The organism is Pantoea sp. GM_Pan_4 (assembly GCF_026541005.1).
Classification (GTDB): domain Bacteria; phylum Pseudomonadota; class Gammaproteobacteria; order Enterobacterales; family Enterobacteriaceae; genus Pantoea; species Pantoea dispersa.
The window spans coordinates 150,293-164,876 of the sequence record NZ_JALNUZ010000006.1 but is presented as its reverse complement, the minus strand read 5'-3'; the positions used below and the strand labels follow the sequence as shown (position 1 = coordinate 164,876).

The 14,584-nt window shown below is 58.7% G+C and carries 14 protein-coding genes; 11 read left to right on the top strand and 3 right to left on the bottom strand.

Annotated features, from left to right (window positions below; all coding sequences use genetic code 11):
• Positions 1 to 52: 52 nt before the first annotated feature.
• The 4 genes from OXR61_RS14615 to glnB all read left to right on the top strand — a co-directional run bounded on the left by OXR61_RS14615 (position 53) and on the right by glnB (position 3,905).
• The gene (locus OXR61_RS14615; RefSeq protein WP_031279384.1) at positions 53 to 1,480 is read left to right on the top strand and encodes a HAMP domain-containing sensor histidine kinase; all 1,428 of its coding nucleotides are present in this window, start codon (positions 53 to 55) and stop codon (positions 1,478 to 1,480) included.
• 3 nt (positions 1,481 to 1,483) lie between these two features.
• Complete coding sequence (gene qseG / locus OXR61_RS14610; protein WP_021506537.1) at positions 1,484 to 2,155, top strand: two-component system QseEF-associated lipoprotein QseG; 672 nt, start codon at positions 1,484 to 1,486, stop codon at positions 2,153 to 2,155.
• Positions 2,156 to 2,157: 2 nt separating this feature from the next.
• On the top strand, positions 2,158 to 3,489 hold the full coding sequence (glrR, locus tag OXR61_RS14605; protein WP_241798358.1) for a two-component system response regulator GlrR: 1,332 nt from the start codon (positions 2,158 to 2,160) through the stop codon (positions 3,487 to 3,489).
• Between the two features lie 77 nt (positions 3,490 to 3,566).
• Positions 3,567 to 3,905: a nitrogen regulatory protein P-II gene (gene glnB, locus OXR61_RS14600; RefSeq protein ID WP_007886217.1), complete on the top strand. Its 339-nt coding sequence runs from the start codon at positions 3,567 to 3,569 to the stop codon at positions 3,903 to 3,905.
• 51 nt (positions 3,906 to 3,956) lie between these two features.
• Here glnB and hmpA read toward each other — a convergent pair whose 3' ends face one another.
• Positions 3,957 to 5,141 (bottom strand): NO-inducible flavohemoprotein, encoded by a 1,185-nt coding sequence (gene hmpA, locus OXR61_RS14595; protein ID WP_021506539.1) that lies wholly within the window; start codon positions 5,139 to 5,141, stop codon positions 3,957 to 3,959.
• 337 nt (positions 5,142 to 5,478) lie between these two features.
• On the opposite strand from hmpA, the gene glyA reads away from it, so the two are divergent.
• Both glyA and OXR61_RS14585 read left to right on the top strand, forming a co-directional pair.
• On the top strand, positions 5,479 to 6,732 hold the full coding sequence (glyA, locus tag OXR61_RS14590) for a serine hydroxymethyltransferase (RefSeq protein WP_021506540.1): 1,254 nt from the start codon (positions 5,479 to 5,481) through the stop codon (positions 6,730 to 6,732).
• A 124-nt stretch (positions 6,733 to 6,856) separates the two neighbouring features.
• Positions 6,857 to 7,993, top strand: coding sequence for a 3-phenylpropionate MFS transporter (locus OXR61_RS14585; RefSeq protein ID WP_021506541.1), 1,137 nt, complete (start codon positions 6,857 to 6,859; stop codon positions 7,991 to 7,993).
• On the opposite strand, the gene csiE is transcribed toward OXR61_RS14585, so the two are convergent.
• On the bottom strand, positions 7,990 to 9,258 hold the full coding sequence (csiE, locus tag OXR61_RS14580) for a stationary phase inducible protein CsiE (protein WP_031279388.1): 1,269 nt from the start codon (positions 9,256 to 9,258) through the stop codon (positions 7,990 to 7,992). The genes OXR61_RS14585 and csiE overlap by 4 nt on opposite strands.
• Positions 9,259 to 9,416: 158 nt before the next feature.
• Here csiE and OXR61_RS14575 point away from each other — a divergent pair, with 158 nt between their 5' ends.
• From OXR61_RS14575 to OXR61_RS14565, 3 genes are all read left to right on the top strand, one after another.
• Complete coding sequence (locus tag OXR61_RS14575; protein ID WP_021506543.1) at positions 9,417 to 10,043, top strand: DUF1007 family protein; 627 nt, start codon at positions 9,417 to 9,419, stop codon at positions 10,041 to 10,043.
• A complete protein-coding gene (locus OXR61_RS14570; RefSeq protein ID WP_021506544.1) occupies positions 10,034 to 11,011 on the top strand; it encodes a nickel/cobalt transporter in 978 nt (325 codons plus the stop codon). The genes OXR61_RS14575 and OXR61_RS14570 overlap by 10 nt, the downstream gene beginning before the upstream one ends.
• A gap of 201 nt (positions 11,012 to 11,212) precedes the next feature.
• Positions 11,213 to 12,226 (top strand): MFS transporter, encoded by a 1,014-nt coding sequence (locus tag OXR61_RS14565; RefSeq protein WP_021506545.1) that lies wholly within the window; start codon positions 11,213 to 11,215, stop codon positions 12,224 to 12,226.
• Positions 12,227 to 12,273: 47 nt separating this feature from the next.
• Here OXR61_RS14565 and suhB read toward each other — a convergent pair whose 3' ends face one another.
• Positions 12,274 to 13,077 (bottom strand): inositol-1-monophosphatase, encoded by an 804-nt coding sequence (gene suhB, locus OXR61_RS14560; protein WP_021506546.1) that lies wholly within the window; start codon positions 13,075 to 13,077, stop codon positions 12,274 to 12,276.
• Positions 13,078 to 13,199: 122 nt separating this feature from the next.
• Between suhB and trmJ the strand changes: the two genes are divergently transcribed.
• Together trmJ and iscR are read left to right on the top strand one after the other, a co-directional pair.
• A complete protein-coding gene (trmJ, locus tag OXR61_RS14555; protein ID WP_031279390.1) occupies positions 13,200 to 13,943 on the top strand; it encodes a tRNA (cytosine(32)/uridine(32)-2'-O)-methyltransferase TrmJ in 744 nt (247 codons plus the stop codon).
• A 135-nt stretch (positions 13,944 to 14,078) separates the two neighbouring features.
• Complete coding sequence (gene iscR / locus OXR61_RS14550) at positions 14,079 to 14,576, top strand: Fe-S cluster assembly transcriptional regulator IscR (RefSeq protein WP_031279392.1); 498 nt, start codon at positions 14,079 to 14,081, stop codon at positions 14,574 to 14,576.
• The last annotated feature ends 8 nt before the right edge of the window (positions 14,577 to 14,584 follow it).

Sequence of the window (14,584 nt, the reverse complement as noted above, 5' to 3'; positions counted from 1 at the left end):
CTTGCCGGACTTCGCTAGCATGCCTGCAACTCACCTCAAAGGAAGCGCGGTTGTGAAGAGATGGCGTCTGTTTCCCCGATCCCTGCGGCAACTGGTTTTAATGGCCTTTCTGCTGGTGCTGCTGCCGCTGCTGGTGCTGGCATGGCAGGCGTGGGAAAGCCTGTCGGCGCTGAGCGATCAGGCGGCGGACACCAACCGCAACACCTTCACCGACGTGCGTCGCAGCGAGGCGATGGCGCGCACGGCGCTGGAGCTGGAGCGTAGCTATCGTCAGTATTGTGTGCTGGGCGATGCCAGTCTGGCACGCCTGTATCAAACGCAGTGGAGCCGCTACGGCCAGATGCTCAGCAGCCATGCCGCCAGCCTGCCCGATTTGCCAACGTTCAAAATATTGCAGAGCGCGCTGCCGCAGCTGGAAAAGCTGCAGTGTGATAACGGCAATCTGCTGGCACCGGCGGCGAGCGCGCTGGAGGCATTCTCCGCCGCCAACACTCGCATGGTGCAGGCCACGCGCGAAGTGGTGTTTTCACGCGGCCTGCAGCTGCAGCGCGAAATTGCCGATCGCGGCCAGTTTTTTGGCTGGCAGGCGCTGATACTGTTTTTGATCAGTCTGGTGCTGGTGCTGCTGTTCACCGGCATGATTATCGGCCCGGTTAAGCGCGTCGAACGCATGATCAACCGGCTGGGTGAGGGCAAAACGCTGGGCAATAGCGTCAGTTTTCGCGGGCCACGCGAAATTCGCTCGCTGGGACAGCGCATTGTCTGGCTCAGCGAACGTCTTAGCTGGCTGGAGGCACAGCGGCATGAGTTTCTGCGCCACCTGTCGCACGAACTCAAAACGCCGCTGGCCAGCCTGCGCGAAGGCACCGAACTGCTGGCCGACCAGGTTGCCGGCCCGCTCAATGCGGAGCAGCAGGAAGTTGTCGCCATTCTCGACACCAGCAGCCGTCATCTGCAGCGGCTGATTGAACAGCTGCTCGACTACAATCGCCGGCTGGCGGAGAGTCCAATGCGGCTGGAACCGGTGGCTATCGACGCTATCATTGATAGCGTCGTCAGGGTGCACTCACTGCCCGCCAGCGCGCGCCAGATGCATACGCATATCGATCTGCAGGCCCGCTATTGTCTGGCGGAACCGACGCTGTTGCAGCGGGTGATTGATAACCTCTACTCGAACGCCGTGAACTACGGTAGCGAATCCGGTAACATCTGGCTGCAGAGCCAGCAGAAGGGCAACCAGGTGTGGATTGAGGTGGCGAACACCGGCACGCCGATTCCGGCTGAAGAGCAGGCGATGATCTTTGAGCCCTTTTATCAGGGGAGCCAGCAGCGCAAAGGGCCGGTGAAAGGCAGCGGGCTGGGATTAAGCATCGCCAAAGATTGCCTGCGCAGGATGCAGGGTGATTTGCAGTTGGTCACGCGCACGGACGCGGACGTCTGTTTTCGTATCATTTTGACTACCAGCGCCGGGAATGCCTGATTAATGAAACTCACATCCAGCCGATTTCTCGTCGGCGCACTGATCGCCATCGGCCTGAGCGCCTGTCAGGCGCCACCCCAGAGCAGTACGCCGCGCGGTGCGGTGAACCTGCCGGAGCCGGACGTGCGCCTGGCGGATTATCTGGCCACCGATTGCCAGAATGTCTGGCAGATTGAAGCACCGGCGGCCATGAGCAATCCACTTTACTGGCAGCGCGCTATCGACTGCGGTGAGCGGCTGTCGGCGGCCGAAGCGCGGGCGGAAGCGCGGCGCTGGCCGGTACAGAACTGGGCGCGCGCCTTTAAGCAGGGCATCCTGCTGGCGAACGGCAACGTGACGCCGGTGGAGCGCCGTCAGTACGTTGATACGCTCGACAGCTACAGCGCGGATTATCCGGCGGCGGTGCGTCCGCTGCTGCAGCTGTGGCGCAGTAACCAGGCCGCGCAGCTGGAGCTGAGCGAGGCGCGCGGCCGCTACGCCGCGCTGCAGCAAAGCAATGACGCCGAACTGGATCGCCTGCGTCAGCAGCAAACGCAACTGCGGCAAACGCTGGACGATACCCAGCGTAAATTGCAGCGACTGACTGACATCGAGCGTCAGCTGTCATCGCGCAAAGCGCCGGACAGCGGCGACAGCACACACGGTGCCAGCGATGCCCAAAGCGAGGAGCAGTAATCATGAAACAGGCCGCACGCTTACTGCTGGTGGATGACGATCCGGGCTTACTCAAGCTGCTCGGTATGCGTCTCAGCAGTGAAGGCTATCAGGTAGCGACCGCGGCCAGCGGGCCGGAAGCCCTGCGTCATCTGCAGAAAGAGAAAGTCGATTTGGTGATCAGCGATCTGCGCATGGATGAAATGGATGGCCTGGCGCTGTTTGCTGAAATCCAGAAGCGCCATACCGGACTGCCGGTCATCATCCTGACCGCGCACGGCTCGATTCCGGACGCGGTAGCCGCCACGCAGCAGGGCGTGTTCAGCTTTCTGACCAAACCGGTCGATCGCGATGCGCTATACAAAGCGATTGACGAAGCGCTGGCGCAGCGCGCGCCGGTCAGCGACGACGGCTGGCGCGAAGCGATCGTCACGCGTAATCCGCTGATGCTGCGGCTGCTGGAGCAGGCGCACATGGTGGCGCAATCCGACGTCAGCATTTTGATTAACGGCCAGAGCGGCACCGGCAAAGAGGTGCTGGCGCAGGCGATTCATGCCGCCAGCCCGCGCGCCAGTAAACCTTTCATTGCGATTAACTGCGGTGCGCTGCCGGAGCAGCTGCTGGAGTCGGAGCTGTTTGGTCATGCCAAAGGCGCGTTTACCGGGGCGGTGAGCGCGCGCGAAGGGCTGTTTCAGGCGGCGGAAGGCGGCACGCTGTTTCTCGATGAGATTGGCGACATGCCGCAGGCGCTGCAGGTAAAACTTCTCCGCGTGCTGCAGGAGCGCAAAGTGCGCCCGCTGGGCAGCAACCGCGATCTCGACATCAACGTGCGCATCATCTCTGCCACGCACCGCGATCTGCCGAAGGCGATGGAGAAGAAAAGCTTCCGCGAAGATCTCTACTATCGTCTCAACGTGGTAAATCTCAGGATCCCGGCGCTGCATGAACGCGCCGAAGACATCCCGCTGCTGGCCAACCATCTGCTGCGCCAGTCGGCCGATCGCCACAAACCGTTTGTGCGCAGCTTCTCGGTCGATGCGATGAAACGGCTGGTGAGTGCCAGCTGGCCGGGAAATGTGCGCCAGCTGGTCAACGTGATTGAGCAGTGCGTGGCGCTTACTACGTCGCCGGTAATTAGTGACGCGCTGGTAGAGCAGGCGCTGGCTGGCGAGAACACGGCGCTACCGACCTTTGTCGAAGCACGCAACCAGTTTGAGCTTAACTATCTGCGCAAGCTGCTGCAGATGACCAAAGGTAATGTGACGCATGCGGCGCGTCTGGCTGGACGCAACCGTACCGAGTTTTATAAGCTGCTGTCGCGCCACGAACTGGACGCCAGCGAATTTAAAGAGTAGCTTGCTGCGGCAGCGTCAGGAACACTTATACTCATAGTTACCCGTCCATCATGGAGGGAGCGAAAAAAGGATCTGTGATGAAAAAGATCGATGCAATTATCAAACCATTCAAACTCGATGATGTGCGTGAAGCCTTAGCGGAAGTGGGCATCACCGGGATGACGGTCAGCGAAGTGAAAGGCTTCGGACGTCAGAAAGGCCACACCGAGCTGTACCGCGGTGCCGAATACATGGTCGATTTTCTGCCAAAAGTGAAAATCGAGATGGTGGTGGGCGATGATATCGTCGATACCTGCGTAGAAACCATCATGAAAACCGCGCAGACCGGTAAAATCGGCGACGGCAAAATTTTTGTCTTTGACGTGGCGCGCGTCGTGCGTATTCGTACCGGCGAGGAAGACGAAGAGGCCATCTGAGCCCTTCGCTCCTCACCAGACACAAAGCCTGCCGCGTGCAGGCTTTTTCATTTACAGCACCTTGTGCGGACCGAACACCTCGTAGTGAATGCGCTCGGCGCTGATGCCGGCATCGGTCAACTGGCGCGCAACAAACTGCATGAATGCCAGCGGGCCGCAAATCCAGAACTGACCCTCGGGCCGGGTCAGTGCGGTTGAGACGGTGGCTAAATCCATCAGGCCTTGCGCGTCGTAACGTCCCGCGTCGTTAGCTTGCGGCTGGCGATACCAGACGTGGCGGCTAAAGCGCGGCAGTTGCGCACCCAGCGCCGCGACCTCATCAGCAAACGCGTGCTGCGCGCCGTTTTCGGTGGCGTGCAGCCAGCATACCGCGGCCGAATGCTGCTGCTCCGCCAGGCTGGCCAGCATGGCTAACAGCGGCGTTTGCCCGACGCCGGCTGAGATCAGCGTCACCGGCGTCTGCGCTGCTGCCTGCAGGAAGAAATCCCCGGCCGGCGCGGCGCACTGCACGATATCGCCGACCTTCGCATGCTGATGCAGCCAGCCGGAGACGCTGCCCTGCGCTTCGTGTTTCACCGCAATGCGATAGGCTTTGCCATCCGGCAGATGCGTTAGCGAATACTGGCGGTGCTGAATGTAGTCGCTGTCCGCCGGGCGCAGACTGAGGGTCAGATACTGGCCGGGCAGGAAGTCCGCCACCGGCTCTCCATCATTCGGCACCAGCTCAATGCTTTTGATCACCGAGCTCTGCGCGGTAATCGCACGGATACGAAAATCGCGCGCGCCGCGCCAGCCGCCGACCTTTTCTTCCGACGCACGGTAAATTGCTGCTTCACGCTGGATAAACACCTCAGCCAGCACGCCATAGGCTTTGCCCCACGCCGCCAGTACTTCATCGCCTGGATTGAGCAGCTCTTTAATCGTCGCCAGCAGATTTTCCCCGACAATCGCGTACTGCGCCGGCTGAATATTCAGGCTGGCATGCTTCTGCGCAATTTTCTCCACTGCCGGCAGCAGCACCGCGAGGTTTTCCAGATTGCTGCCGTACGCGCAGATCGCGTTAAACAGCGCTTCACGCTGATTGCCGCTGCGCTGGTTGTTCATGTTAAACACGTTCTTCAGCTCGGGATGCTGCGTCAGCATCCGCTGATAAAAGTGACCGGTCAGCTGCGGGCCGAGTTGAGCAATCGCGGGCAGGGTAGATTTCACGGTGGCGATGGTTTGCGCGTCAAGCATGGGCTGATCCTCAGAGTAATTTTAAACATGTATTTTAAATGCATGTTATGCCTGTTGCCGCGCACTGTAAATCCCCCGTTTTGTCTGGGGTGACGAGTGACAATCTGCTGGCGGGCGCGCAAAGCTGAAAAATTTTCCCGCTGCTGATGAACAAATATCCGGTTTTCTTCCCCGGCTAAAAAGCGTAAAAATCCCGTGCCAGCGCCTTGCCAATCGTTTGCGTAAAAAGAGGGGATTGGCGCTACCGTCCCCTGGCAAAACCGTTTACACTGTTGGCCTTCGCCCCTTAGCCGGGGCTTAAACTGCCGTTAAAAAGTTGCTGAGTCAGGAGATGCGGATGTTAAAGCGTGATATGAACATTGCCGATTATGATGCCGAGTTGTGGCAGGCTATGGAGCAGGAGAAGGTGCGTCAGGAAGAGCACATTGAACTGATTGCTTCGGAAAACTACACCAGCCCACGCGTTATGCAGGCGCAAGGTTCACAGCTCACCAACAAATATGCCGAAGGCTATCCGGGCAAACGCTACTACGGCGGATGTGAATATGTGGATATCGTTGAGCAGCTGGCGATCGATCGCGCCAAAGCGCTGTTCGGCGCGGATTACGCTAACGTGCAGCCGCACTCCGGCTCCCAGGCTAACTTCGCGGTGTACACCGCGCTGCTGCAGCCGGGCGACACCATTCTGGGCATGAACCTGGCACACGGTGGTCACCTGACCCACGGTTCGCCGGTCAACCTGTCCGGTAAGCTGTACAACGTTATCCCTTACGGCATCGATGAAACCGGCAAAATCAATTACGAAGAGCTGGCCGAACTGGCGCAGACCCACAAGCCAAAAATGATCGTGGGCGGCTTCTCTGCTTACTCTGGCGTGTGCGACTGGGCAAAAATGCGTGAAATCGCCGACAGCATCGGCGCCTGGCTGTTTGTTGATATGGCCCACGTTGCCGGTCTGATCGCTGCTGATGTGTATCCGAACCCGGTACCGCACGCGCACATCGTGACCTCTACCACGCACAAAACGCTGGCCGGCCCGCGCGGTGGCCTGATCCTGGCGAAAAACGGCGACGAAGAGCTGTACAAGAAACTGAACTCCGCGGTGTTCCCGGGTGGTCAGGGCGGCCCGCTGATGCACGTTATCGCCGGTAAAGCCGTCGCGTTCAAAGAAGCCATGGAGCCGGAGTTCAAGGCTTATCAGCAGCAGGTCGCGAAGAACGCCAAAGCGATGGTGGAAGTGCTGCTGGAGCGCGGTTACAACATCGTCTCAGGCGGTACTTACAACCACCTGTTCCTGATCGATCTGGTGAGCAAAGGTCTGACCGGTAAAGAGGCGGATGCCGCTCTGGGCCGCGCTAACATCACCGTGAACAAAAACAGCGTACCTAACGATCCGAAGAGCCCATTTGTGACCTCCGGTGTGCGTATCGGTACGCCAGCAGTGACCCGTCGCGGCTTCAAAGAAGCGGAAGTGCGCGAACTGGCGGGCTGGATCGCTGACGTTCTCGACAACATCAACGACGAAGCCACTATCGAGCGCACCAAACAGAAAGTGCTGGATATCTGTGCCCGTCTGCCGGTTTATGCCTGATAAGCGCTAAATCCGCAGTGTGAAGAAGGATGGCGCAAGCCATCCTTTTTTTATTCCCTTTCGCAGGCGGCTTTGAGAAAGTAACGGCCATTCCGCGCACGGCGGAGCGTCAACAGGAGGAAACATGACCATCGGATCGGCCAGGTGGCTGGGACTGAGCTACTTCACCTACTTTTTCTGCTATGGCATCTATCTGCCGTTCTGGAGCGTGTGGCTGAAAGGCAACGGGCTGGATGCGGAAAAAATTGGCCTGCTGCTCGGCTGTGGCATGGTGGCGCGCTTTGCCGGCAGCCTGTTGATTGCTTCGCAGGTGAAAAATCCCGCGCAGCTGATTGTTGCGCTGCGCCTGCTGGCGCTGGCGACCTGTCTGTTCGCGCTCGGTTTCTGGCTCGGCGGTCAATGGCTATGGCTGCTGCTGGTGATGATTGGTTTTAACCTGTTCTTCTCGCCGCTGGTGCCGCTGAGTGATGCGCTGGCGGCCACCTGGACACAGCAAATCGGGCTGGCCTATGGTCCGGTACGGCTGTGGGGCTCGCTGGCGTTTGTTATCAGCTCGGCGCTCACCGGTATGCTGGTCAGCGCCTGGTCATCGCAGGTGATTCTGCTGCTGTTGAGCGCAGGCGCGCTGGCGATGCTTTCCGGCATGCTGCTGCCGCCACAAACCCGACCGCAGGGTGAGCTACGCCAGGGCGCGAGCGGGGGCTGGGCGGCGTGGCGCGACCTGCTGCGCGAGAACAGCGTCTGGCGTTTCATGCTGTGCGTAACGCTGATGCAGGGCGCGCACGCCGCGTATTACAGCTTCAGTGCCATCTGGTGGCAGGAAGCGGGGTATTCCGCGTCGGTCGTGGGCTACCTGTGGTCGCTGGGCGTGGTGGCCGAAATCGTGATTTTTGCCCTGAGTAACCGGCTGTTTCGCCGCTGGAGCGCGCGCGAACTGCTGCTGCTGTCCGGCGTGTGCGCGCTGGTGCGCTGGACGCTGCTGGGTGTCAGCACAGCGCTACCGCTGTTGATTGTGGCGCAGATTCTGCACTGCGGCAGCTTTACCGTCTGCCATCTGGCGGCGATGCGCTTTATTGCCGCGCGCAAAGGCGCAGAAGTGATTCGTCTGCAGTCGCTCTATTCGGCGCTGGCAATGGGCGGCGGCATCGCGGTGATGACGATGGTGTGCGGCGTGCTGTTTACTCACCTGCACGGCCAGCTGTTCTGGGTGATGGCGCTGGTGGCGCTGCCGGCGCTATTCCTGCGGCCACGCGCAGCTTAAGACTCCAGCAGCTGACGAATGCGCTGCTGCTGGTGATCGCTCAGCGGCAGCTCAGCGTGGATCAGCGGCGGCGAGTAGAGCGGCAGGGCGGTGGCGTAGGGCGTCACCACCAGCGCCACATCGCGCGGTGCGCCCTCACGCTGAAAGTGCAGCATATCCTGATAGGTAATATTGATTGGCAGCAGCATCATTTCCCGCAGCTGCTGCTCCAGCAGCTGTTCCAGCGCCGCGTCAGCGCCGGTCAGTAACAGCACCTGTTTCTCCTGTAGCGCGCTCTCCTGCATCAGCCAGCCACCAAACTGCACCGCCACCAGGCTCACTTCTTCCGCGCTAAACTGCGTGCCGAAATCGCTGCTGAAGTGCTGCAGCGCACGCGCCGTGGTGCGCAGCAGGCGCGGATAGAGACGCGCCACGTCCAGCGCCACGCTGTTATCAATGCCGATGGCAAAGTGGCTGCGATCCAGCGCCTGCGCCAGGTGAGTATAGAGCTGCAGCTTCAGCTGCTGCTGATTTTTGATGCGCGTCTGCGCCAGTTGCTCAAAGCGGGCAATCAGCGCTTCCACCGCGGCCATCAGCTTGTGTGCCTGACCATCTGCCAGCTGGCTGCCGTCTGGCGCGTGAATGAGGCTGAACAGCAGCGTCCAGAAATCGGTTTCGCTGACGTCCGGTGCCAGATGGCAACGTTTCTGCCAGTGATGGATCACGTCATCCGCTGCGCTACGTTCAATCTTCGCCGCCAGCCAGGCGCGCTGGCGCTCGCTGAACAGCGCCGTCTGACGCTGACACAGCGCATATTTCATGAAGATTTGCAGAAACAGCCGGTCGCGCGGCGTGAAATCGCGCGCCAGCCGCAGGCTGCAATGCTGGATCAGCGCCTGCAGATTGGTTTCATCCCACAGCGCTTTCTCAATTTTCAGCACCTTCAGCCGCTGGCGCAGTGCCGGCGCAAAATGCGTGCAGACGAAATCCTGCGACAGGCGCAGCGCGCGGCGCAGCCAGTGCAGCAGGCACAGACGCCGGTCCAGTTCCGTGCCATGAATGCGAAAGCTGCCATCCACCATCTGGTGTAATTCCAGCTGGTGAAAGCGCTGTATCTCATCTCCGACATCCGCGATATCCTGTCGGGCGACAACAGGGTCCACGCCATTCAACTGGCAGAGCTTTTCAAGCGTTAACGCGGGAGCAGGCAGAAACAGCAGCAACAGCAGATGGCAACGACGCTGGGCGCGGCTGAAGAGGGGAGCAGTAGAATGCGCTGAACTCATCAATCGTGTTATCCGCAGGTCATTTTTCAGCTAAGAATAGCCAACTCCACGCGCTGACCCTGGCCTTTGTCATGACTTTTGTTCAGAGCTTCAGGGCGGGTCACAGTTTTTTCTGGCCCGGTATCCTTCTGACTTTAAAATTTGTTACTTTATAACATATGAAAATTGCGTTCGTTAGCTTTACGCTGTTGTTCAGCGGCGCCGTGTGGGCGCATCCACACAGCTTTATTGATATGCAGACCGAACTGCTCGGTAAGGACGATCATCTCAGCGCGATGAAGATGGTATGGACCATGGACGAGATCACCTCCGCCGATCTGCTGTACGATGCCGGCAACGCCAAACCCGGCGAGGTGGTGTGGAAAAAGCTGGCGGCACAGGTAATGGCCAATGTGCTGGGCCAGCACTATTTTACCGAAGTGTGGCAGGATAAAAATCGGGTGAAATTTCTCAACCTGCCGCAGGAGTATCAGCTGTCGCGCAAGGGCAACAAAGCAGTGCTGGAGTTCATTGTGCCGTTCGGCGAACCGCAGTCGTTAAGCGCCAGGCAGTATCGCATCCAGACCTTCGATCCCAGTTACTTTGTTGATATGTATTATGACAATCCGCAAGCCATCACCATGGATGAGACCGTGAAAGCCCATTGCCAGTTTGACTTACACACGCCCAAACCGGATGACTCGCTAAAACAGTACGCGCTGTCGCTGGATAAAGCTGACGCACCACCCGAGGATATGGATCTCGGCCAGCAGTTTGCCCAGACGGTAACCCTGACATGTCGTTGATTTCACTGCCTGGCGCTTCCCGTCGCTGGTGGCCGCTGTGGCTGCTGGCTGCGCTGCTGATTTCTGCGGGCGGGATGGTGTGGCTGCACTGGCCGCAGATTCTGCTGCAAAGCGTACTGTGGCAGAAGGTTCTGCACCGTGAGATGACGCAGCTCCTGCAACAGGTGGCGCAGCAGCCGCAGCAGGCCGGTGTCACGCTGATGCTGTTTAGCCTTGCCTATGGCGTGCTGCATGCGCTGGGGCCGGGCCACGGCAAAGTGGTGATCAGCACCTTTCTCGCCACCCATCCGGCGCAGCTGAAAACCAGCATGAAGCTGACGCTGTTGGCGGCGCTGTTGCAGGGCGCGGTGGCAATTGCTCTGGTGACGCTGATGCTGGTGGTGCTGCAAACCTCGTCGCGCCAGCTGCATCTCACCAGTTACTGGCTGGAGAAAGGTAGCTATTTGCTGGTGATGGCGCTCGGCGTCTGGGTGGGCTGGCGCGCGCTACAGGGGTTACGCCGCGCGTTCCGTCCGGCAACCGGGCTCCAGATTCGCGCGGTACGGCCGCATCATCAGCACCATGCTGACTGCGGCTGCGGTCATGCCCACCTGCCGAGCGCGCAACAGCTGGCCGGTGCGGTGAGCGGCAAAACCCAGGCGCTGGTGGTGCTGTCGATGGGGCTGCGGCCCTGTTCCGGTGCCATTATGATGCTGTTGTTTGCCAAAGTGATTGGCGTATATGGCTGGGGCGTGGCCTCGGCGCTGACCATGGCGCTGGGCACCGCGCTCACCGTGTCGCTGCTGGGTTTGCTGGTGCAGCGCTCGCGCGTGCTGGCGGTGCGCCTCGGCAGGGTCAGCAACAGAGGGACTGCGCAGTGGTTGTTGCCGGCCGTGATGCTGGCTGGCAGCCTGCTGTTGCTGCTGGCCGGCTTTATTTTATGGCACAGTGCTACGCCCGGCTTCGGTGGCGGTCTGCGTCCTTTTTAATTAATACGCTTTAAAAAATAAGCGCAGCATGTTCCCTGAATATGCTGCGTTTTTTTTTGCCCGCGACGCAGAGTTTAATTTCTCTTGCCCGACGATCTGGTGAAAAGAGTTTTCTCTGTCTACGCTAGATAATATCAAAAAGGACAGGGTGTGCTCTTATATGCGTTACTCTTTATCGTCAATGTTTGTGAGGAAATAAATATGCCTGAAACCTGGACTAATAATGGCAACACGGAAACGGTGGTGGAAACGCACGGCGGTTTACCGTTGAAACGCATTTCCTGGAGTGCCGTATTTGCAGGGGTGATTGCGGCATTAATCATTCATATTTTACTGGGGCTGCTGGGAACCGCGATCGGCGCCACGACCATCGATCCCCAGCAGGAACAAAATCCGCTGGAACACCTGGGGACAGGGGCGCTGATTTGGACCGGGGCCAGCATGCTGATTGCGCTGGCGGTCGGTAGCTACGTTGCCGGACGGCTGGCTCAGCGCGAAGGTGCGCTGCACGGTCTGCTGATGTTTGGTGTCAGTACCCTGATTACGCTGTGGCTGGCGATTTCACTTGCCAGCGGTATTATCGGCGGCGCCTTTAATATTTTAGGCTCCGGTTTTAATGCCCTGGGGAACGGTATTTCTGCGGTAGCGCCATCGGTGACCAATATGGCGAAAGAGAAGCTGCAGGAAAATAATATCAACCTGGATGATTTGCAAAATGAATTGCAAACCACGCTGCGTCAAACCGGCAAACCGGAACTGCAGCCGGAAAATTTACAGCAGGATGTAAATAGCGAAGCGAATAATGCGCAAAACCAGGCGAAACAGACGGCACAGAATCCACAGAATGCCGACAATGATATTGCCAATTGGATCCGTGGTGTACTGAGTCGTCATGCCGATACGCTGCAGGCTGCAGACCGTGATGCGCTGAAAAACATTATTAAAGCGCGGACCGGAAAAAGCGATCAGGAAGCGGAGCAGATCGTTAATCAGACTGAGCAGAGCTATCAACAGGCGATGCAGAAATATCAGCAACTGAAGCAGGAAGCGGAGCAGAAAGCGCGTGAAGCCGCAGAGAAAGCCGCGGCGGCAACGGCGAAAGCCAGCTGGTTTGCCTTCTTCATGATGCTGATCGAGGCGGTGCTGGCAGCGGTCCTCGGCGGTGTCGGTCGGCGTACCCAGCCGCGCACCGTGTTAACCCACGAGCGTCGGTAACAAAGTCAGTAATAAAAAAGGCGGCTGATTTAGCCGCCTTTTTTTGCTTAGCGCTTCAGCGCTTCGCTCAGTTCTTCGCGCATGCTGGCCAGCATCGCCTTCACCACACGCGGGTTACCGGCCACCAGGTTGCCAGACAGCATATAGCCGTGGTTACCGGTGAAATCGGTCACCAGACCGCCCGCTTCACGCACCAGCAGTTCACCGGCAGCGAAATCCCATGGCTTCAGGCCAATCTCAAAGAAACCGTCAACGCGACCTGCGGCCACATAGGCCAAATCCAGCGCAGCAGAGCCGGTACGGCGGAAATCAGCGCACTGGGTAAACAGTTTTGCCACGATGTTGATGAACGGCGTGGCGTGCTGCTTCAGCTTGAACGGGAAGCCGGTAGCCAGAATGGTGCCGTCGAGGTCACGCGCCGTGCTGCCGCGCAGGCGATAGCCGTTAAGCTGCGCGCCCTGACCGCGTACAGCGGTGAACAGTTCGTTACGCATTGGATCGTAAACCACCGCCACTTCGGTGCGGCCTTTGATGCGCACGGCGATAGAAACAGCAAAGTGGGGCAGACGTTTGATGAAGTTGGTGGTGCCATCCAGTGGATCGATTACCCATTGAACATCCTGATCGTCGCCCACCAGCTCACCGCTTTCTTCGGTGATGATGGTGTGTTGCGGGTAGGATTTGCGAATCACTTCGACAATCAGACGTTCTGCGTCGCGGTCAACATTGGTAACGAAGTCGTTGCTGCCTTTCTGGCTGGCTTCGACGGCGTCCGGGGTTTCATAATTCTTGGCAATTAAATTTCCGGCCTTGCGCGCTGCGCGCACGGCGATGTTGAGCATCGGATGCATCGGTATCTCTCACTGGATGTTAAAGAACGGGGTGAAAACGGCGCGGAGTATATCAGGGTGTTCAGCAAATGTCCTGCTTTTATGTTAGGATGCGCGCCATCATTTCCTTATCGCTATCTATTATGCTGCAAAATATCCGAATCGTACTGGTAGAAACCTCGCACACCGGCAACATGGGTTCCGTTGCCCGCGCCATGAAAACCATGGGCTTAAGCAACCTGTATCTGGTCAATCCGCTGGTGAAACCGGACTCGCAGGCTATTTCACTGGCAGCCGGTGCCAGCGATGTGATCGGTGAGGCGAAGATCGTCGATACGCTGGATGAGGCGATTGCCGGCTGTAGCCTGGTGGTGGGCACCAGCGCACGCTCGCGCTCGCTGCCGTGGCCGATGCTTGACTCGCGTGAATGCGGCATCAAAAGCGTGGAAGAGGGCCAGCAGGCGCCGGTGGCGCTGGTGTTTGGCCGCGAGCGCGTGGGCCTGACCAACGAAGAGCTGCAGAAGTGCCACTATCATGTCGCCATTCAGGCCAACCCGGAGTACAGCTCGCTCAACCTGGCGATGGCGGTGCAGATTATTGCCTATGAAGTGCGCATGGCGTGGCTGGACGCGCAGGAGAAAGCCAGTCCGCAGCCGCAGTATGAAGCCTCACCGTATCCGCTGGTTGACGATCTGGAGCGCTTCTATCAGCACATCGAGCAGATGATGCTGAACAGCGGCTTTATCCGCCAGGGCACACCGAGCCAGGTGATGAGCAAACTGCGTCGCCTCTATACCCGTGCGCGTCCGGAGCGCGACGAACTCAACATTCTGCGCGGCATGCTGTCGTCGTTTGAAAAACCCAAAAACGACAAGGGTAATAGTTGAGTAAAACACCAGGTTAAATAGTTGAGCGAAATACTCGGTTAAATAGTTGACCAAAATACTCGGGAATGTCAGACTGGCCTCCATTCTTCAGATAACCCGCCGACTCGCTGGCGGACGCTTACGAGGTTGTATGCTATGAGACTGACATCCAAAGGACGTTATGCCGTAACCGCTATGCTGGACGTTGCCCTGCACTCGCACGAGGGCCCGGTACCGCTGGCCGATATTTCAGAGCGTCAGGGCATTTCGCTCTCCTATCTGGAGCAGTTATTCTCGCGTCTGCGTAAGCACGGTCTGGTGGCCAGCGTGCGGGGTCCGGGCGGCGGTTATCTGTTAGGCAAAGACGCCGGCGCGATTGCGGTCGGCGCGGTGATTACCGCGGTGGACGAATCCGTTGACGCCACCAAATGCCAGGGTAAAGAGGGTTGCCAGGGCGGCGAGCGCTGCCTGACCCACGTTCTGTGGCGCGACCTGAGCGAGCGCATCAGTGATTTCCTCAACAACATCACGCTGGCGGAACTGGTGAATAACCAGGAGATTCTCGACGTGGCCGATCGACAGAACAGCGTTGATAACCGTCGCTTCCAGCAGCATCGCGTGCAGGAAACCATCAACGTCAATCTGCGTGCCTGATCCTCTCT

Bases quoted from the DNA above. Each gene is read 5' to 3' on its own strand.
- qseG (WP_021506537.1), top strand. From the start codon at position 1,484: ATGAAACTCACATCCAGCCGATTTCTCGTCGGCGCACTGATCGCCATC.
- glrR (WP_241798358.1), top strand. From the start codon at position 2,158: ATGAAACAGGCCGCACGCTTACTGCTGGTGGATGACGATCCGGGCTTA.
- glnB (WP_007886217.1), top strand. From the start codon at position 3,567: ATGAAAAAGATCGATGCAATTATCAAACCATTCAAACTCGATGATGTG.
- hmpA (WP_021506539.1), bottom strand. From the start codon at position 5,141: ATGCTTGACGCGCAAACCATCGCCACCGTGAAATCTACCCTGCCCGCG.
- glyA (WP_021506540.1), top strand. From the start codon at position 5,479: ATGTTAAAGCGTGATATGAACATTGCCGATTATGATGCCGAGTTGTGG.
- OXR61_RS14585 (WP_021506541.1), top strand. From the start codon at position 6,857: ATGACCATCGGATCGGCCAGGTGGCTGGGACTGAGCTACTTCACCTAC.
- csiE (WP_031279388.1), bottom strand. From the start codon at position 9,258: ATGAGTTCAGCGCATTCTACTGCTCCCCTCTTCAGCCGCGCCCAGCGT.
- OXR61_RS14575 (WP_021506543.1), top strand. From the start codon at position 9,417: ATGAAAATTGCGTTCGTTAGCTTTACGCTGTTGTTCAGCGGCGCCGTG.
- OXR61_RS14570 (WP_021506544.1), top strand. From the start codon at position 10,034: ATGTCGTTGATTTCACTGCCTGGCGCTTCCCGTCGCTGGTGGCCGCTG.
- OXR61_RS14565 (WP_021506545.1), top strand. From the start codon at position 11,213: ATGCCTGAAACCTGGACTAATAATGGCAACACGGAAACGGTGGTGGAA.
- suhB (WP_021506546.1), bottom strand. From the start codon at position 13,077: ATGCATCCGATGCTCAACATCGCCGTGCGCGCAGCGCGCAAGGCCGGA.
- trmJ (WP_031279390.1), top strand. From the start codon at position 13,200: ATGCTGCAAAATATCCGAATCGTACTGGTAGAAACCTCGCACACCGGC.
- iscR (WP_031279392.1), top strand. From the start codon at position 14,079: ATGAGACTGACATCCAAAGGACGTTATGCCGTAACCGCTATGCTGGAC.